We start from the raw sequence: 17,638 nt of genomic DNA on the forward strand, positions 1-17,638 counted from the left end.
CCCGTTCTCAGGAGTCACCGCGCGCGTCGCTCCGCGCCGACCGCAACGCGCCGAGGTTCTCCTGAGATCGGGACATCGGCCATTGCGACATCTGTGACTTCTTGTCATACTTAACACGATTGAACACCGGGCACGGACGTGCCCCGACGAAGGAGTGCGAATGTCCGTGAACCCAACCGCTGCCGAGCTCATCGCCCGCAGCAACCGCCTCGGGAGCGACCCGAAGAACACCAACTACGCCGGCGGCAACACCTCGGCCAAGGGCACCGAGATCGACCCCGTCACGGGCGAGCCGGTCGAGCTCCTCTGGGTCAAGGGCTCCGGCGGCGACCTCGGCACGCTGAAGCCCGAGGGTCTCGCGGTCCTCCGCCTCGACCGCATGCGCGCCCTGCAGGACGTCTACCCCGGCCTCGACCGCGAGGACGAGATGGTCGCCGCCTTCGACTACACCCTGCACGGCAAGGGTGGCGCGGCCCCGTCGATCGACACCGCCATGCACGGCCTCGTCGACGCGGCCCACGTCGACCACCTGCACCCCGACTCCGGCATCGCCATCGCGACCGCCGCCGACGGCCCCGAACTCACCGCGAAGATCTTCGGCGACAAGGTCGTGTGGGTCCCGTGGCGTCGCCCCGGCTTCCAGCTCGGCCTCGACATCGCTGCCATCAAGGCCGACAACCCGCAGGCCATCGGAACCATCCTCGGCGGGCACGGCATCACCGCCTGGGGCGACACCTCCGACGAGGCCGAGGCGAACTCGCTGTGGATCATCGACACCGCGGCCGCCTACATCGAGACGAACTCCCGCCCCGAGCCCTTCGGTCCGCCGCTCGACGGCTACGCAGCCCTGCCCGAGGCCGAGCGTCGTGCGAAGGCGGCGGCCCTCGCGCCCACCATCCGCGGGCTCGCCTCCGCCGACCGCCCCGTCGTCGGCCACTTCACCGACAGCCCCGAGGTCCTCGACTTCCTGGCCTCGGCGGAGCACCCGCGTCTCACCGCACTGGGCACGAGCTGCCCCGACCACTTCCTCCGCACCAAGGTGAAGCCACTCACGGTCGACCTGCCCGCCACGGCGAGCGTCGAGGAGGTCATCGAGCGCCTCGGCACCCTGCACGAGGCCTACCGCGAGGACTACCAGGCCTACTACGACCGCCACGCCACGGCCGACAGCCCGGCGATCCGCGGCGCCGACCCCCTCATCGTCCTCGTCCCCGGCGTCGGCATGTTCAGCTTCGGCAAGGACAAGCAGACCGCCCGCGTCGCCGGCGAGTTCTACGTCAACGCCATCAACGTCATGCGAGGGGCCGAGGGACTCTCCACGTACGCGCCGATCGACGAGGCCGAGAAGTTCGCGATCGAGTACTGGGCACTCGAGGAGGCGAAGCTGCAACGGATGCCGAAGCCGAAGCCGCTCGCGACCCGGATCGCGCTCGTCACCGGTGCCGCATCCGGCATCGGCAAGGCCATCGCCACGCGTCTCGTCGCGGAGGGCGCGGTCGTCGCGATCGCCGACCTCTCGCTGGAGAAGGCGCAGGCGGCGGCGGCCGAGCTCGGCAACACCGACGTCGCCATCGGGATCGCCGCCGACGTCTCGAACGAAGCCGCTGTCCAAGCCGCGATCGACGAGACCGTCATCGCCTTCGGTGGACTCGACCTCGTCGTCAACAACGCGGGCCTCTCGCTGTCGAAGTCGCTCCTCGAGACCACCGAGGCCGACTGGGACCTCCAGCACAACGTCATGGCGAAGGGCTCGTTCCTCGTCTCGAAGGCCGCCGCACGCGTGCTCATCGACCAGAAGCTCGGCGGCGACATCGTCTACATCTCGTCGAAGAACTCCGTGTTCGCCGGCCCGAACAACATCGCCTACTCCGCGACGAAGGCCGACCAGGCCCACCAGGTCCGCCTCCTCGCGGCAGAGCTCGGCGAGTACGGTGTGAAGGTGAACGGCATCAACCCCGACGGCGTCGTCCGCGGCTCCGGCATCTTCGCCTCGGGCTGGGGCGCGAACCGCGCGAAGACGTACGGCATCGACGAGCAGGACCTCGGCAAGTTCTACGCGCAGCGCACCATCCTCAAGCGCGAGGTCGTCCCCGAGAACGTCGCGAACGCGGTCTTCGCGATCTGCACGAGCGACTTCAGCCACACGACCGGACTGCACATCCCCGTCGACGCGGGCGTGGCCGCAGCCTTCCTGCGATGAGTGCGGCAGGCCGGAGCGGCACCGTCGCGGCGGTCGACCTCGGGGCCACGAGCGGGCGGGTCATGCTCGGCCACGTCGGCCCCGGCGAGCTGCGCCTCGTGCCGGTCGCCCGGTTCCCGAACACGCCCGTCCGCACGCCGGACGGCCTGCACTGGAACATCCTCGAGCTGTACCGCTCGATCATCGCGGGGCTGTCGGGCGCAGCGAAGCAGGAGCCACACCTCGCGAGCATCGGCATCGACTCGTGGGCGGTCGACTACGGCCTCCTCCGGCAGGGGCGCCTCCTCGGCGCACCGTTCCACTACCGCGACGAACGGACGGCGGCAGGCGTCGAGGCGGTCCACGGAACGGTCCCCTTCGCCGACCTCTACCGCGTGAACGGCCTGCAGTTCCTGCCGTTCAACACCGTCTACCAGCTCGCGACCGAGCGCGACGCCGGCATGCTCGACGTCGCCGACACCGCGCTCCTGGTGCCCGACCTCATCGCGCACTGGCTGACCGGTGCCCGCGTCGCCGAGGCCACCAACGCGTCGACCACCGGCCTCGTCCGCGCCGGCGAACCGACCAGGTGGGACGCCGGACTCCTCACCCGACTCGGCATCCCGGCGGCCGTCCTCCCGCCCATCGTCCAGCCGGGCGATCGCATCGGGACGCTCCTCGAAGCGGTCGCCGCCGAGGTCGGCCTGCCCTCGTCCACACCCGTCACTGCCATCGGTTCACACGACACGGCCTCGGCGGTCGTCGCCGTCCCGATGACGACCCCGGACGCCGCCTACATCTCGTGCGGCACCTGGGGACTCGTCGGGGTCGAGCTCGAACGCCCGGTCCTCACCGAGGCGAGTCGAGCGGCGAACTTCACGAACGAGGGCGGCGTCGACGGACGCACCCGCTTCCTGCACAACGTGATGGGACTCTGGCTCCTGAGCGAATCGGTGCGCACCTGGGAGCGCGGTGGCGAGACGATCGACCTGCCCGGGCTCATCGCCCAGGCCGCCGCGGTCGACGCACCCGTCTCGGTGTTCGATGCGAACGACCCCCGGTTCCTCGCCCCCGGCGACCTGCCGGCGCGCATCGCCGAGTTCCTCATCGAGCACGGGCGGGCGGTCCCGCAGTCCCGTGCCGAGTTCGTCCGGTGCATCATCGAGAGCCTGGCGCAGGCGTTCGCGGATGCGGTCCACACGGCCTCCGAGCTGTCCGGGGTCCAGGTGCGCGCGATCCACGTCGTCGGCGGCGGATCGCAGAACACGCTCCTGTGCCAGCTGACGGCCGACCGAGCGGGGATCCCCGTCATCGCCGGCCCGGTCGAAGCGACGGCGTTGGGGAACGTCCTCGTCCAGGCCAGGGCGGTGGGGATCATCGACGGCGACCTCGAGACCCTGCGCGCCCTCGTCGCCCGTTCCTTCGAGCCGACCCACTACGAGCCGCGCAAGCCTGCCGGCTCCACGTCCGTCAGCCGGTAGCGTCGCAGCATGACCGCTTCTCCACTCATCGTCAGCCTGCCCGCCGACCTGCGCGAGGAGGTGCTGTCGCAAGGCCCCCTCCCCGAGGGCGTCGAGTTCGTCGAATGGGATCTGCGCACCGAACCGCCGGTCGAGCACATCGACCTCGTCGTGCCCGTCTACCTCGGCTCGAACAAGCCGCTCGCGAACGTCGCCGCGGTGACGCCGAAGCTCGTCCAGGTGCAGTCGATCGGCTACGACGGCCTCGCGGACCTCCTCCCGGCCGGCATCACCCTCGCCAACGCGGCGACCGTGCACGAGGCCTCGACCGCGGAGCTCACGGTGGGACTCATCCTCGCCTCGCAGCGGGGCATCCCGGACTTCGTGCGCGCCGAGCGGACGGGCGAGTGGCTGCAGAGCCAGCGCCCGAGCCTCGCCGACCGCCGCGTGCTCCTCATCGGGTACGGCGGGGTCGGTGCGGCCATCGAGGAGCGGCTGCTCCCGTTCGAGGTCGAGGTCACCCGGGTCGCGTCGAGCGCGCGGGAGGACGAGCGGGGGCCGATCCACGGCATCGACGAACTGCCCGGACTCCTGCCGCACGCTGAGATCGTCATCGTCGTCGTCCCGCTCACCGACGGCACCCGCGGCTTGATCGGAGACGACTTCCTGGCGGCTCTGCCCGACGACGCCCTCGTCGTGAACGTCGCCCGCGGCCCGGTCGCCGACACCCACGCACTCGTGGAGCACGCGACGAGCGGTCGCATCCGACTCGCGCTCGACGTGACCGACCCTGAACCGCTGCCCGCCGACCACCCGCTCTGGTCTTTGCCGAACGTGCTCGTCTCCCCGCACATCGGGGGCGCGACGAGCGCCATGCTGCCGCGGATGGCGCGTCTCCTGCGTCGACAGATCGAACACCTGTTGGCCGACGAGGAGCCGGAGAACATCGTCCTCCGCACCTGAGACGGGCGTCGACGTCCGTCGATGTCCCAGCGCAGAAAAATCTGTGGTTGGGGCTCGCGTTGAATCGGTTCAAGAGGTAGGGTTTGTGGTCTGACCACACCGCAGTGTCGAAGGAGGATCGATGAACGCACCAGCGACGGCCGCGCCGGCAGCGGCCACGGCGACGCAGCCCGCCACCGCAGCGGCGGAGCCCAGGGCCTGGGAGGTCGTGCTCGCCCGCATCGAGTCGGACCTCCTCAGCGGTGTCCTCACCCCCGGCGACCGCCTGCCCGGCGAACGTCAGCTCGCGATCGACCTCGGCGTCGGTCGGTCCAGTGTCCGCGAGGCGATCCGCGTCCTCGAGGTCCTGGGGCTCATCCGCACCCACACGGGATCCGGCCCCACCGCCGGCGCGATCATCGTCGCCACGCCGTCCGGTGGCATGGCCACCCTCATGCGGCTCCAGGTCGCCGCGCAGGGCTTCGCCGTCCAGGACGTGGTCGACACCAGGCTCGTGATCGAGACCGCGGTCGTCCACAGTCTGGCGTCGCGTGCCGAAGCGGCCGTCCCCGATCTCACGCACCCCGAGTCCCTGCTCGACGCGATGGACCAGCCCACCCTCACGGAGGCCGAGTTCCTCGCCCTCGACGCGCAGTTCCACCTGTCGCTCGCCGAGGCGGAGGGCAACCAGGTCCTCGTCGCCACGATGTCGGGCCTCCGCGACTCCATCGAGCGCTACGTCCTGGCCGGTGTCCCACAACTGGCGTCGTGGTCAGCCACCGCCGACCGCCTGCGCGCCGAGCACCGGGGCATCGTGGAGGCGATCCGCCACGCCGACGCCGAGCTGGCCCGCCAGTCCGTCCGCTCCCACATCACCAACTACTACCAGGCTCGCGAACTGTCAGAAGACGACAGTCCGCACCCCTCGACACCCACCTCAAGCGACAGTTCGCGGAAAGAAGAGACAGACCATGGTTGAACGCCGCATCCCCAAGCCCCACGACCTCCTGCCGCTCATGCAGTTCAAGAAGCCGGAGTTCAACGCCCGTCGGCGACGCCTGGCGGCCGCCACCACCATCAGCGACCTGCGCACGATCGCGAAGAAGGTCACGCCGACGGCGCCCTTCGACTACACCGACGGCGCCGCCGAGGGCGAGATCTCGCTGGCCCGGGCACGGCAGGCGTTCCAGGACATCGAGTTCCACCCGGCCGTCCTGAAGAACGTCGCGAACGTCGACACCGGCTGGGACGTCCTCGGCGAGCGCGTCGCGTTCCCCTTCGGCATCGCTCCCACCGGCTTCACCCGCATGATGCAGACCGAGGGCGAGCGCGCGGGAGCCTCCGCCGCAGCGGCCGCGGGCATCCCCTTCACCCTGTCGACCATGGGCACGACCTCGATCGAGGACGTCAAGGCGGCGGCACCCGGTGGCCGCAACTGGTTCCAGCTCTACATGTGGAGCGAGCGCGAGCGGTCGATGGCGCTCGTCGACCGCGCGGCAGCAGCCGGCTACGACACCCTCGTCGTGACGGTCGACACCCCCGTCGGCGGCGCCCGCCTGCGCGACGTCCGCAACGGCATGACGATCCCGCCGTCGCTCACCCCGAAGACCATCGTGGACGCGCTCCCCCGCCCGGCATGGTGGATCAACTTCCTCACCACGGAGCCGTTGGCCTTCGCGAGCCTCGACCGCTGGTCGGGAACCGTCGCGGCGCTCATCGACACGATGTTCGACCCGACCGTCGGTCCTGACGAGGTCAAGTACATCCGCGAGCAGTGGAAGGGCAAGCTCATCGTCAAGGGCGTCCAGTCGGTCGCCGATGCGAAGCTCGCCGTCGACCTCGGTGCGGACGCCGTCCAGCTCTCCAACCACGGCGGCCGCCAGCTCGACCGCGCGCCGATCCCGTTCCACCTCCTGCCGAGCGTCGTGCGCGAGGTGGGCAAGGACGCCGAGGTGCACCTCGACACCGGCATCATGAACGGCGCCGACATCGTGGCGTCCGTCGCGCTCGGTGCGCGCTTCACCTTCATCGGCCGCGCGTACCTCTACGGGCTCATGGCCGGCGGGCGCGAGGGCGTCGACCGCGCGATCCAGATCCTCTCGGGCGAGATCGTGCGCACGATGAAGCTGCTGGGTGTCGCGTCGCTCGAGGAGCTGCAGCCGCACCACGTGACCCAGCTGTCGCGGTTCACGACGCTGCAGCCGATGCCGGAGCAGTCGTCGCTGAGCGCCGGCCGGCCGGCCACCGCGAAGCCCGCGGCACCGACCGCTCGGAAGGCTCCGGCCCGGAAGCCGGCGGCCGCGAAGGCCTGACCTCCCGACCGAACGCGGTCACCGCCGCACTCCACGGGTTGTCCCCGATGTCCTCTATCGCTCCTTCGGGAACGATGGAACCGTCCCGACGGTCGCAGCACTTGCGCCGTCGGGCCGGTGTTCGACGATCTGGAGGCGACGGTGGCACAGCTCCTCGTGATCGGTGGGAGCGGCCGCACCGGGCGACTCATCATCAGCGAGGCTCTCCGCAGCGGCCACTCGGTCACCGCGCTCGTCCGAGACCCCGCCGCCGTCGTCCCCGGCGACCGCCTGACGGTCGTCCAGGGGTCTCCCCTGCGGAGCGAGGACGTCGAAGAGGCCATGCGTGGCGTGCAGGCCGTGATCATCGCCCTCAGCAACATCGGTTCGTCCGACTGGCCGTGGGCACGCCAGGTCAGCCCTCCCGACCTCATCTCGAACGCCGTCCGGGTCGCGACGGATGCGATGCGCTCGCGTGGCCTCCGTCGAATCGTCCTCCTCTCCGCGCTCGGTGCCGGCGAGTCGGTCCGGAGCGTCCCCGCCGGCCTGCGGTGGGCGACGCACTTCCTCCGACTCGGCACCGTCTACGCCGATCACGAGCAGGCGGACGCGTTCCTCCGCCGCTCGGAGCTCGACTGGACCATCGTGCACCCGACCGTGCTCTCGGCCAGCGACGCCCGACGCCCGGTCGTGTCGTCACCGCCGGGAAGCTGGCCGAGCTCGCTCCGGATCCCTCGCTGCGACGTCGCCGCGTTCCTCGTCGACGCGGTCGACGACGAGGACCTCATCGGCTCGGCTCCGGTCATCTCCTCGGGGCCGCGCCGCAGCTGATGGGGCGCCCGCCGACGGGCGCCGCCTCGAATCAGGAGCCGGCGGCCGCCCGTGACGCTGCAGGACGACGCCCGATGATGCGGTCCGTCAGTTCGCAGACGCCCCACCAGGTGACGCGGAGCATGGCTTCGACGACGATGCCGCTCGTCATCTTGGAGGCCCCGAGCGTCCGCTCGGTGAAGGTGATCGGCACTTCGACGATCCGCAGACCGGCGCGGTTCGCGTGCCAGAGCATGTCGACCTGGAAGCCGTAGCCGTGGCTGTGGACCTCGTCGAGCTGCAGCCGCCGCAGTGCGTCAGCGCTGAACACACGGTAGCCGCCGGTCACGTCGCGGGCGGGGAGCCGGAGCGCGAACCGGGCGTAGGCACTGCCGACCCGCGAGATGGCCTCGCGATGCTTGGGCCAGTTGACGACGGTGCCGCCCGGGACCCAGCGCGACCCGAGGACGACGTCCGCCTCCGCGGTGGCCGCGAGGAGCGCCGGCAACTGCTCGGGGGCATGGGATCCGTCGGCGTCCATCTCGACCACGTTGCCGAATCCGCGCCCGAGCGCCCAGGCGAAGCCGGCCTTGTAGGCGGCGCCGAGCCCTTCCTTGCCGGTGCGATGCAACACGTGCACCGCGTCGTCCTCGGCGGCGAGCCGGTCGGCGATCGCTCCGGTGCCGTCGGGTGAGTTGTCGTCGACCACGAGCACCTCGACGGATGGTGCGGCGACACGGACGCGCGCGACGATCCTCTCCAGGTTCTCGCGTTCGTTGTAGGTGGGAATGATGACCACCGTGGAATCCATGTGCCGTCCTCGTGTCTGCTCAGCCAGCGTAGCGCGCTGAACAGGACCGTATCGGCGGCCTCGGACCGGACGGCCGGACGCTCAGGAAACGGTCGGCGAACGTCCGGCTGGGGGTCAGTTGTTGCTGGCGAAGTGCGCCGGGATGAAGATGGCGAGCGCGATCATGAGGATGCCACCCATGAACCAGACGGCCTGCAGGACGTCCGTGCGGAACGCCTCGCCGAACGCCCACATGCCGCCGGCGAACAGGGCGAAGGCGATCACGACCCAGAACCCCGTCGCATCGCTCAGGGTGCCGGAGCGCCCTGCGTTGGCGCGTTCGTGGTCACGTCGTTCTCCGGCGTCCATGGGTGCCCTTCCTCAGGTTCAAGCGGTCAGTGCAGGTATACGCCGCCCCACTGGCACCCGCAACCCCTCGACACCGACCCCGGCCCCTGAGCTCGTCGAAGGGCTACCCGCGCAGCTCCAGCGTGCAGCACTTCACGCCGCCACCGCCGAGGAGCAGCTCGGACAGGTCGACGCCGATCGGCGTGTAGCCGCGCTCGCGCAGTTGACGCTCGAACCCGACGGCGCGGGCGGCGATGACGACCTCGCGACCGTTCGAGATCGAGTTGAGGCCCAGGACGGCTGCGTCCTCGGTGCTCACGTGGATCGCGTCGGGGTAGCGCTGCTCGAGGATGCGGTTGCTCGCCTCGTCGAACGCGGTCGGCAGGTAGGCGATGTTCGCGGGTGAGCCGTCGGCGGGAGCCACCGGGTCGAGCACGGCGATCGCGGTGTCGAGGTGGTAGAAACTCGGGTTCACGAGGTTGAGGGTCACGACCTCGCGGTCGAAGATCCGACGCACCTCGTCGTGGCTGCGGGGATCGGTGCGGAAGCCGGTCCCGGCGAGGATGGTGTCGCCTACGAGCATGATGTCTCCCTCGCCCTCGTTCACGAACTCGGGGCGCTCGACGCGGAAGCCGTTCGCCTCGAACCAGTCCATGTAGGCCGGCCCCTCGGGGATGCGCTCCTCGTAGGTGAACTTCGCCCCGTAGGCGATACCGTCGAGCGTGAAGCCGCCGTTCGCCGCGAACACCATGTCCGGCAGGCCGTCGAGCGGGTCGATGAGGTCGATCCGGTGGCCGAGATCGAGGTAGGCCTGGTGCAGCTGTTCCCACTGCGACACAGCGAGCGAGGTGTCGGTCGGGTCGTCCGGGTTCATCCAGGGGTTGATCCGGTAGCTGACGGTGAAGCGGTCCGGCCGGCACATGAGGTACCGGCGCCGGTTCGCGACGCGGGTGCCGGTCGTGGCGTCCTGCGGGGTGGGGGTGGGGTGGTTGAGCGTCGACGACACGTCGGCCTCCAAACGAGCGAGGGTCGGCGGACGAGGTCCAGGGGCCCGGGGGCACGCCACGTTCATCATCGCATGCGATTCGCAGCGTTTTCACGGAGTTTGGCGCAGGAATGCTGCGAAGTGACAGCTTCTCGCGCAATGATTGCGCTTACACTGAGTCTCATGGACAACCTCGACCGCGGCATCATCGACCTGCTCCGACAGAACTCACGCGCCGGCTACGGCGACATCGGCACGGTCGTGGGCTTGTCGGCCTCAGCGGTGAAGCGACGCGTCGACCGCCTCGTCGCCGACGGGGTCATCCAGTCGTTCACGATCCAGGTCGACCCCACGGTCGACGGCATGCAGACAGAAGCCTACGTCGAACTCTTCTGCCGCGGCACCGTGTCCCCCAACGAGCTGCTGCGGATCCTGTCGGGCGTGCCGGAGGTCGTCGACGCCGGCACCGTCACCGGGAGCGCCGACGCCATCGTGCACATGCGGGCCAGGAACATCCCAGCCCTCGAGGACGCCCTGGAGAAGGTGCGGATCGCCCCCAACGTCGACCACACCCGCAGTGCGATCGTCCTCACCCGCCTCATCCACCGCCACATCGACTGACCCCTCCCCCGGCCCGCGAACTGTCACCAACGCACAGTGCGGCTCGTTTGAAGTCGCCATTCGTGACCGTTCGCGGGCAGGATGGGCGGATGGAGTGGACGATTCAGGCGGGGACCAGTGTGTTCGAGCAGCTGCGGACGCAGGTGATCGAGGCCGTCCGCGACGGACAACTGGCGACCGGGGCGAAGCTCCCGACGGTGCGCGGGCTGGCCGACGAGCTGGGGATCGCACCGAACACCGTCGCCAAGGCGTACCGGCTGCTCGAGACCGACGGGGTCATCGAGACCCGGGGACGCGCGGGGACGTTCGTGTCAGCGCACGGCGACGCGATCGACCGGCAGGCGCAGCTGGCAGCGGCGGCCTACGCTGACCGCATCCGAGACCTCGGTGTCTCGCCGAAGGACGCCGTGGCGCTCGTGGAGGCCGCGCTCCGCGCCTGAGCCGCCGGGCTCAGATGACGCTCTGGGACCAGGGGTCGGGGTTGCCGAAGCGATGCGCGGTGATCGAGATCGCCTGTTCGCGGAGGAAGGGCAGCAGCTCCACCCGTCCGGCCTGCGTGACCGGTCCCGCCCAGATCGCGATCTCGGGGTCGCCGCCGAGCGCCTCTGCGAGTCGCTTCGCGAGCGGCTCAGGCTCGGAGGCCTCCGTTCCGGGTTCCGCCTCCGCGACCGTCTCGGGACGCGGACCGACGATCCGTACCCGGGTCGCGACCGGCGGCTCCTGGCCCAGCTCGCCCGTGTCGATCGACCCGCGGGCCGCCATCCGGGTCAGCCACTGGTCGTCGGTCTCCAGCGAGACGGGGATGCTCAGCTCGGACAACCAGTCGCGGACCTCGCGCGGCAGCCGCCCACCGAGGCTGACGGTGAACCGCGACCGCGACCGCACCGCGGCGATGAGGACCCGCAGCGCATCGCCCAGGTCGGCCCCCGACGCGACGCGTACCGCGACCGGAACCGGCCGGTAGCGCAGGAGGTTCCGTTCCACGCCGAGCTGCGAGACGTCCTTCACCTCGCCGAACTCGTTCCCCCACGCGATCGCGTCACTGAGCGCCGACCGTCGCAGCACGTCGAAGGCCTCGTAGGTGAGCGACGGCTGGGCCGCCTCGATGAGCTTCACGATGCGGGTGTCGAGCCCGCGGAGGTGCAGGCTGCGGCTCGCCGATCCCGGATCCGGTCGCCACTCGCCGAGCCCGAACAGGTAGTTGGGGCCGCCGGCCTTCGTGCCGGTCCCGACCGACGAGCGCTTCCACCCGCCGAAGGGCTGGCGCTGCACGATCGCACCGGTGATGCCCCGGTTGACGTACAGGTTGCCCGCCTCGACGGTGTCGAGCCATTCCCCGAGATCGACCGGGTCGAGGGTGTGAAGGCCCGCGGTCAGTCCGTAGGGGGTCGCGTTCTGCAGGGCGATCGCCTCGGTGAGGTTCGCGGCCTGCATAATGCCGAGGACCGGTCCGAAGTACTCGGTCACGTGGAAGGGCGAGCCCGGCTGGACACCGGTGCGCACCCCCGGCGACCAGAGGCGCTCGCTCGGCTGGCCGAAGTTGACCGAGGAGTCGTCGAGCAGTTTCGGCTCGACGAGCCACTTCTCGCCGAGGCGCAACTCGGTCAGCCCGGCGAGGAGCTTCTCCCCCGCCGGCTCGACGATCGGCCCCATCTGCGTCCGCGCATCGGACGGCCAGCCGACCCGGAGCGAGCGGACGGCGTCCTCGAGCTGTCGCAGGAAGCGGTCCGATCGTGCCACCGAACCGACGAGGATCACGAGCGACGCGGCCGAGCACTTCTGCCCGGCGTGCCCGAAGGCGCTCTTCACGATGTCGGCGACGGCGAGGTCGAGGTCGGCACTGGGCGTGACGATGATCGCGTTCTTCCCGCTCGTCTCCGCCAGCAGCGGCAGGTCGGCACGCCACCCACGGAACAGCTGCGCCGTTTCGAAGGAGCCGGTCAGGATCACCCGGTCGACGGCCGGATGGGACACGAGCCGACGTCCGAGGTCGCCCTCCGCCACATCGGCGAGCACGAGGAGGTCGCGCGGCACCCCGGCGTCCCACAGTGCCTCGACGACCACGGCTGCGCACCGCTTCGCCTGTGGAGCGGGCTTGATGATCACGCCGCTGCCGGCGGCGAGCGCCGCGAGGACGCCTCCGGCCGGGATGGCGACGGGGAAGTTCCAGGGCGGCGTCACGACCGTGAGCGCGGAGGGGACGAAGCTCGCGCCGTGCACACTCTCGAGCAGGGGCGCGTTGGCCGCGTAGTAGTGCGCGAAGTCGACGGCCTCGCTCACCTCGGGATCGGCCTCGGCGATCGTCTTGCCGGTCTCGCTCGCCATGACCTCGATGAGGTCTGCCCGACGGGAGGCGAGCACCCGAGCTGCAGCGTGCAGGACGGCGGCCCGTTCGGCGGCGGGGCGGGCTCCCCATCGCTCACCGGCGGCGCGGACCATCGTGATCGTGCGTTCGAGGACGCGTGGGTCGTCGATGGCCGCGGCCGCGACCGCTGCGCCACCGAGGGTCGACTGCGGGACGCGCGCCAGGATCGACGCTCCCCACACCCGGTTCGCCGCGAGCGAGGGGTCGGTGTCGGCGGCGTTCTCGAAGCCCGGGGCGCCGTCGACGACACCACCGCGCTCCGAACGGGAGAAGACCGCCGTCTCGACGTACGCCGAGGACGGATCGGCGTGGAAGCGGTCATCGCCACCGCTCGATCCGCGTTCCAGCCCGAGGACCTGCTGCGTGAGTCCCGCGTCGGGCGCCTGTGCGGGATCGCGGAAGCGGTCGTCCCCGTCGTTGTCAGGCAGCGGTGCCTCCGGGCCCTCCGCGGCGCGGTCCTGCGTCCGGTTGGGGGTGGGCACCTGCCCGACGGTCTCTCCGAGGGCGTCGACCGACGCGAGGAACCGGCGTCGCTCGCGCGCGAACAGGGTCGGCTTCTCGGCGAGCTCGAACACCGCCGACATGAAGTTCTCCTCGCTGGCGTTCTCCTCCAGACGGCGGACGAGGTAGGAGATCGCGACGTCGAACTCCTTCGGGTTCACGACGGGCGTGTACAGCAGCACCGTCCCGACGTCCCGCTTGATGGCTTCGACCTGACCGGTCGCCATCCCCAGCAGCATCTCGAAGTCCACCCGCTCGCGGACACCGCGGTCGCCCGCGAGGAGCCATGCGTAGGCGATGTCGAAGAGGTTGTGCCCGGCGACCCCGACCCGCACGACGTCCGTGTGCGCCGGCGTGAGCGCCCAGTCGAGCACGCGCTTGTAGTTGGTGTCGGTCTCGCGCTTCGATCCGGTCGTCGCGAGCGGCCAGCCGTGGATCGCCGCGTCGACCCGCTCCATCGCGAGGTTCGCGCCTTTCACCAGCCGCACCTTGATGGGCGCGCCACCGGCGGCCACGCGCTGCTTCGACCAGGCGGTGAGCTGCATCATCGCCTCGAGGGCGTCGGGCAGGTAGGCCTGGATGACGATGCCGGCCTGGTACTGCAGCAGCTGCGGCTGGTCGAGGAGTCGGGTGAAGACCGCGATGGTGAGGTCGAGGTCGCGGTACTCCTCCATGTCGAGGTTGATGAAGGTGCCGGTCGCGAGCCCCTCCTCGTAGAGCGGCACGAGGCGACGGACGATGCGGTCGACGACCTGCTCGAACGACCACATGGAGAGTTGGCTGGCGATCGACGAGACCTTGATGGACACGTAGTCGACGTCGGGGCGCTGCAGGAGCTCGCGGGTGCCGGCGAGCCGCTTGGCCGCCTCACCCTCGCCGAGGACGGCCTCCCCGAGGAGGTTCAGGTTGAGTCGGGAACCGTCGGCGCGCAGCTTCGCGATCGCATTACCGAGCTCACGAGGACGGCTGTCGACGATGAGGTGCCCGACCATGCCCCGGAGGACGCGGCGTGCGGCGGGGACGACGACCCAGGGCAGGACCGGGCCGACCAGACCGCCCGTGCGGACGGCGGCCTGCTCGTACCAGGGCAGGAACCGCGGCGTCCGACCGGCGAGGGCGGCGAGGGCGTTCCCGGCGACGAGCGGGTCCTCCGGGCGCATGACGCCGTCGACGAACCCGACGGTGAATTCGAGACCGTTGGGATCGCGCAGCACGCCGGCGAGCCGCTCGGCAGCGGGATCGGTCGGAGCTTCCGCCCCTTCGTCGACCCATTTCGACGCGAGGGCGATCGCGCGATCCGCGAGTCCGACCGGTTCGGTGGGACCCTCGTTCGCAACGTTCGCCATGCTGCTCAGCCTATGCTCCGATCCGCCGATCCCAGTTGAGGCTCGCGAGTACACGCCTGGCGGCTGAGCACCCCGTCGCCGAGCACCCCACTCCACGGTCCCTGAGCCTGTCGAAGTGCGCCTACGAATAGGGTGTGGTCATGCACTCCGTCGAGCAGTACGACGCCGTCATCGTCGGCGGCGGGCACAACGGCCTCACCGCAGCCGCCTACCTCGCACGCGCGGGCAAGCGCGTCCTCCTCCTCGAACGCCTCGACCATACGGGTGGAGCAGCCGTCTCGGAACGTCCGTTCCCCGGCGTGGACGCACGTCTGTCCCGGTACTCGTACCTCGTCAGCCTGCTGCCCCAGCAGATCATCGACGACCTCGGGCTCGACGTCCGGCTCGTCCGGCGCCGCTTCTCCTCGTACACGCCCGACCCCGACAACCCGGGCACGGGGCTCCTGATCGACAACCGTGACGACGACGCCACCGTCGCGTCGTTCGTGTCGATCGGGTATCCGGAGGACGCCGCGGGCATCGCCGAACTGCACCGTCGGATCGGTCACCTGGCCTCGGTGCTCTGGCCGACGGTGCTCGAGCCGCTCCGCAGCCGTTCCGATGCGCGTGACGCGGCGATCGCCGCCGCCGCGGACCTCGGGGTGCCGGCCGCCGAGGTCGCGTCGATCTGGTCAGCGGTGTTCGATGAGCCGATCGGCCGTGCCATCGAGGACGCCGCGCGTTCCGACCTCGTCCGCGGTGTCGTCTTCACGGATGCGCTCATCGGCACCTTCGCCCGCGCCGACGACCCGACCTTGCAGCAGAACATCTGCTTCCTCTACCACCTGATCGGCGGCGGGACCGGCGACTGGGACGTCCCGGTCGGCGGCATGGGCGCGGTCACGGACGCGCTGCGCCGCGCGGCCGAGGAGGCCGGTGCCGAGATCCGGACGCTCGCCGAGGTGACGTCCATCCAGCCGGAGCACGGGCTCGTCGCCTACGTGGACCTCGCCGCGGAAGCGGAGCTCGAGGCGACCGAACCGATGGCGACGCTGGACCGGTTCCGGCCTCGTCCCGGGGTCGTCGTCCGCGGCGAGTGGATCCTGTCGGGTGCGGCTCCGGCGGTGCTGGAGCGCCTCCTCGACCCGGCGGCGGAGCAACGGGCGGCCGCGGCCGCGTACGCCGTGTGGTCGGCAGCGCGGGGGACGCCGGTGCAGTGGAGTGATGCCGACGCGATCCTCGGCACGGCGCCAGCGCCGGAGGACGGTGTCCCGCATCCCGAGGGCGCCCAGGTGAAGGTGAACCTGTTGCTGCGGCGGCTCCCCGAGCTCCTCGACCCGGCCGTCGATCCGGCGGCAGCCTTCGGCGGCACCTTCCACATCAACGAGGGCTGGGCGCAGCTGGAGCACGCCTACCTCGAGGCGGAGGCCGGCCGGATCCCCGACCCGCTCCCCTGCGAGATCTACTGCCACACGCTGAGCGACCCCAGCATCCTCTCGCCGGAGCTGCAGGCCTCGGGGGCGCAGACGCTCACCGTGTTCGGGCTCCATGTGCCGCATCGGCTCGCGGTCGCTGCGGATGCGATCCCCGGCGGCCACGACGCCTTCCGCGACGCACTGCAGGCCGCGGTACTGCGATCGTTGGACTCGGTGATCGCGGAACCCATCGAGGACCTGCTGCTGCTCGACGCCGAGGGGCGGCCCTGCATCGAGACGCGGACGACGCTCGACCTCGAGCGCTCGCTGGCGATGCCGGGCGGGAACATCTTCCACGGCCCGCTGTCGTGGCCGTTCCTGGAGGACGACGCCCCACGGACGACAGCGGCCGAGCGGTGGGGGGTCGCGACGGCGCACCCGCGCGTCCTGCTCTGCGGCGCCGGGGCCCGACGCGGTGGCGCGGTCAGCGGACTCGGAGGGCACAACGCCGCGATGGCCGTCCTGCACGCCTGACCTGCACGCCGCAGAACGCGTCGCCGCGCTCAGTGGTGGCGGTGGTCCTGGATGGTGATCTTCGGGCCACGACGTGGCTTGTGGATGCCACTCCGGCTGATGAGCCGCAGCACCCGCTGCCGGTGACCAGCCCAAGGAGCGAGCAGCTCGAGCATGCCGTCGTCGTCCACGGGTGAGCCGGTGAGCGCCTGACCCACCGAGGCCGCGAGGTGGTAGTCGCCGACACTCACGGCGTCGGGATCGCCGTGAGCTCGGAGCGTCACCTCGGCGGCCGTCCACACGCCGATGCCCGGCAGGCTCTGGAGGCGCCGCGACGCGTCGTCGGGGTGCTCGTCGATCGTCCGCTCGATCGCGGAGGCGAGTCGTGACGACCGCACGACCGTCTCCGAGCGCTGCGGCCCGACACCCGCCGTATGCCACTCCCAGCTCGGGATCATCCGCCAGGTCTCGGCGGACGGCGCGACGACCATGCCCTCCGGTGCTGGACCGGGGGCGGCATCGCCATGTCGGCGCACGAGCAACCGCCACGCACGCCACGCTTCGAGTGCGGTCACCTTCTGCTCGAGGATCGACGGCACGAGCATCTCGAACACGAGCCGGTTGCGGCTCAACCGCAGTCCCGGGTTCCGCCGGGACACCTCGGTGAGGAGCGGGCTCCGGCTCACGTCGAGTTCCGACCAGTCGTCGTCCCGACCGAGCAGCTCCGGCACTCCGGCGATCATCCACTCGGCGCCCGGACCCCAGGCGGCCGCCTCGACCTCGCCGTCGCGGACCGTCGAGACGTACAGGGTCGCGCCGCCCTGTGGGGTGCGTGCCGTCAGCCAGACCCCGCCAGGCGTGCGGCGGTAGCAGGGGCCGTCGCCTCCCCGGGCGATGAGGCGCAGGGTGCTGTGGACGTCGAGTGGACCGCTCGGGCGGTACACCGTCCGCATCGGTTCCGCCTCGCGCGGCACCGGTCCGGTCGACTGCAGCGCGGCCTCGACGGACGACAGCGACGGAGCGGCGAACGATGTGGAGGCGGACATGGTGGTCACCCTACGTGGTGACCACCGACATCCGGCGACGCCGACGA

Annotated in this window: 14 protein-coding genes; 9 read left to right on the forward strand and 5 right to left on the reverse strand. The window is 70.8% G+C overall.

Features of this window, described 5'->3' with window-relative positions; all coding sequences use genetic code 11:
- Window positions 1–160: 160 nt before the first annotated feature.
- The 6 genes from IFU30_RS17275 (at window position 161) to IFU30_RS17300 (ending at window position 7,703) form a co-directional block, all read left to right on the forward strand.
- Window positions 161–2,200, forward strand: coding sequence for a bifunctional aldolase/short-chain dehydrogenase (locus IFU30_RS17275; RefSeq protein ID WP_192006345.1), 2,040 nt, complete (start codon window positions 161–163; stop codon window positions 2,198–2,200).
- Entirely contained in the window at window positions 2,197–3,660 is a 1,464-nt protein-coding gene (locus tag IFU30_RS17280) for a rhamnulokinase (protein ID WP_192006347.1), read from the forward strand. Before IFU30_RS17275 ends, IFU30_RS17280 begins: the two co-directional genes overlap by 4 nt.
- Before the next feature lie 9 nt (window positions 3,661–3,669).
- Window positions 3,670–4,602 (forward strand): 2-hydroxyacid dehydrogenase, encoded by a 933-nt coding sequence (locus IFU30_RS17285; protein WP_192006349.1) that lies wholly within the window; start codon window positions 3,670–3,672, stop codon window positions 4,600–4,602.
- Window positions 4,603–4,723: 121 nt separating this feature from the next.
- Complete coding sequence (locus IFU30_RS17290) at window positions 4,724–5,560, forward strand: FadR/GntR family transcriptional regulator (RefSeq protein ID WP_192006351.1); 837 nt, start codon at window positions 4,724–4,726, stop codon at window positions 5,558–5,560.
- Window positions 5,553–6,893 carry an alpha-hydroxy acid oxidase gene (locus IFU30_RS17295; protein WP_192006353.1) on the forward strand — a complete coding sequence of 447 codons (1,341 nt, stop codon included), beginning with the start codon at window positions 5,553–5,555 and terminating at the stop codon, window positions 6,891–6,893. The genes IFU30_RS17290 and IFU30_RS17295 overlap by 8 nt, the downstream gene beginning before the upstream one ends.
- A gap of 141 nt (window positions 6,894–7,034) precedes the next feature.
- Window positions 7,035–7,703 (forward strand): NAD(P)H-binding protein, encoded by a 669-nt coding sequence (locus tag IFU30_RS17300; protein ID WP_192006355.1) that lies wholly within the window; start codon window positions 7,035–7,037, stop codon window positions 7,701–7,703.
- A 31-nt stretch (window positions 7,704–7,734) separates the two neighbouring features.
- Here the strand turns inward: IFU30_RS17300 and IFU30_RS17305 are convergent, their stop codons facing one another.
- The 3 genes from IFU30_RS17305 to ddaH all read right to left on the reverse strand — a co-directional run bounded on the left by IFU30_RS17305 (window position 7,735) and on the right by ddaH (window position 9,826).
- Window positions 7,735–8,493: a polyprenol monophosphomannose synthase gene (locus tag IFU30_RS17305; protein ID WP_138945531.1), complete on the reverse strand. Its 759-nt coding sequence runs from the start codon at window positions 8,491–8,493 to the stop codon at window positions 7,735–7,737.
- A 114-nt stretch (window positions 8,494–8,607) separates the two neighbouring features.
- Window positions 8,608–8,841 carry a hypothetical protein gene (locus tag IFU30_RS17310; protein ID WP_079706387.1) on the reverse strand — a complete coding sequence of 78 codons (234 nt, stop codon included), beginning with the start codon at window positions 8,839–8,841 and terminating at the stop codon, window positions 8,608–8,610.
- A 103-nt stretch (window positions 8,842–8,944) separates the two neighbouring features.
- Complete coding sequence (gene ddaH / locus IFU30_RS17315) at window positions 8,945–9,826, reverse strand: dimethylargininase (protein WP_342450890.1); 882 nt, start codon at window positions 9,824–9,826, stop codon at window positions 8,945–8,947.
- Between the two features lie 162 nt (window positions 9,827–9,988).
- On the opposite strand from ddaH, the gene IFU30_RS17320 reads away from it, so the two are divergent.
- A complete protein-coding gene (locus IFU30_RS17320; protein WP_079706386.1) occupies window positions 9,989–10,426 on the forward strand; it encodes an Lrp/AsnC family transcriptional regulator in 438 nt (145 codons plus the stop codon).
- 89 nt (window positions 10,427–10,515) lie between these two features.
- Window positions 10,516–10,866, forward strand: a complete 351-nt coding sequence (locus IFU30_RS17325; RefSeq protein ID WP_192006359.1) for a GntR family transcriptional regulator — start codon at window positions 10,516–10,518, stop codon at window positions 10,864–10,866.
- Between the two features lie 10 nt (window positions 10,867–10,876).
- Here IFU30_RS17325 and IFU30_RS17330 read toward each other — a convergent pair whose 3' ends face one another.
- The gene (locus IFU30_RS17330; RefSeq protein WP_192006361.1) at window positions 10,877–14,638 is read right to left on the reverse strand and encodes a proline dehydrogenase family protein; all 3,762 of its coding nucleotides are present in this window, start codon (window positions 14,636–14,638) and stop codon (window positions 10,877–10,879) included.
- Window positions 14,639–14,778: 140 nt separating this feature from the next.
- On the opposite strand from IFU30_RS17330, the gene IFU30_RS17335 reads away from it, so the two are divergent.
- The gene (locus IFU30_RS17335; RefSeq protein ID WP_192006363.1) at window positions 14,779–16,566 is read left to right on the forward strand and encodes a phytoene desaturase family protein; all 1,788 of its coding nucleotides are present in this window, start codon (window positions 14,779–14,781) and stop codon (window positions 16,564–16,566) included.
- Between the two features lie 29 nt (window positions 16,567–16,595).
- Here the strand turns inward: IFU30_RS17335 and IFU30_RS17340 are convergent, their stop codons facing one another.
- On the reverse strand, window positions 16,596–17,591 hold the full coding sequence (locus IFU30_RS17340) for a DNA-3-methyladenine glycosylase family protein (protein ID WP_249404847.1): 996 nt from the start codon (window positions 17,589–17,591) through the stop codon (window positions 16,596–16,598).
- Between the last annotated feature and the right edge of the window lie 47 nt (window positions 17,592–17,638).

Origin of the sequence: Plantibacter sp. CFBP 8798 (assembly GCF_014841195.1) — a bacterium.
Classification (GTDB): Bacteria; Actinomycetota; Actinomycetes; order Actinomycetales; family Microbacteriaceae; genus Plantibacter; species Plantibacter auratus.

Excerpts from the sequence above, each read along its gene's own strand:
- IFU30_RS17275 (WP_192006345.1), top strand. The coding sequence starts at position 161 with ATGTCCGTGAACCCAACCGCTGCCGAGCTCATCGCCCGCAGCAACCGC.
- IFU30_RS17280 (WP_192006347.1), top strand. The coding sequence starts at position 2,197 with ATGAGTGCGGCAGGCCGGAGCGGCACCGTCGCGGCGGTCGACCTCGGG.
- IFU30_RS17285 (WP_192006349.1), top strand. The coding sequence starts at position 3,670 with ATGACCGCTTCTCCACTCATCGTCAGCCTGCCCGCCGACCTGCGCGAG.
- IFU30_RS17290 (WP_192006351.1), top strand. The coding sequence starts at position 4,724 with ATGAACGCACCAGCGACGGCCGCGCCGGCAGCGGCCACGGCGACGCAG.
- IFU30_RS17295 (WP_192006353.1), top strand. The coding sequence starts at position 5,553 with ATGGTTGAACGCCGCATCCCCAAGCCCCACGACCTCCTGCCGCTCATG.
- IFU30_RS17305 (WP_138945531.1), bottom strand. The coding sequence starts at position 8,493 with ATGGATTCCACGGTGGTCATCATTCCCACCTACAACGAACGCGAGAAC.
- IFU30_RS17310 (WP_079706387.1), bottom strand. The coding sequence starts at position 8,841 with ATGGACGCCGGAGAACGACGTGACCACGAACGCGCCAACGCAGGGCGC.
- IFU30_RS17320 (WP_079706386.1), top strand. The coding sequence starts at position 9,989 with ATGGACAACCTCGACCGCGGCATCATCGACCTGCTCCGACAGAACTCA.
- IFU30_RS17325 (WP_192006359.1), top strand. The coding sequence starts at position 10,516 with ATGGAGTGGACGATTCAGGCGGGGACCAGTGTGTTCGAGCAGCTGCGG.
- IFU30_RS17330 (WP_192006361.1), bottom strand. The coding sequence starts at position 14,638 with ATGGCGAACGTTGCGAACGAGGGTCCCACCGAACCGGTCGGACTCGCG.
- IFU30_RS17335 (WP_192006363.1), top strand. The coding sequence starts at position 14,779 with ATGCACTCCGTCGAGCAGTACGACGCCGTCATCGTCGGCGGCGGGCAC.
- IFU30_RS17340 (WP_249404847.1), bottom strand. The coding sequence starts at position 17,591 with ATGTCCGCCTCCACATCGTTCGCCGCTCCGTCGCTGTCGTCCGTCGAG.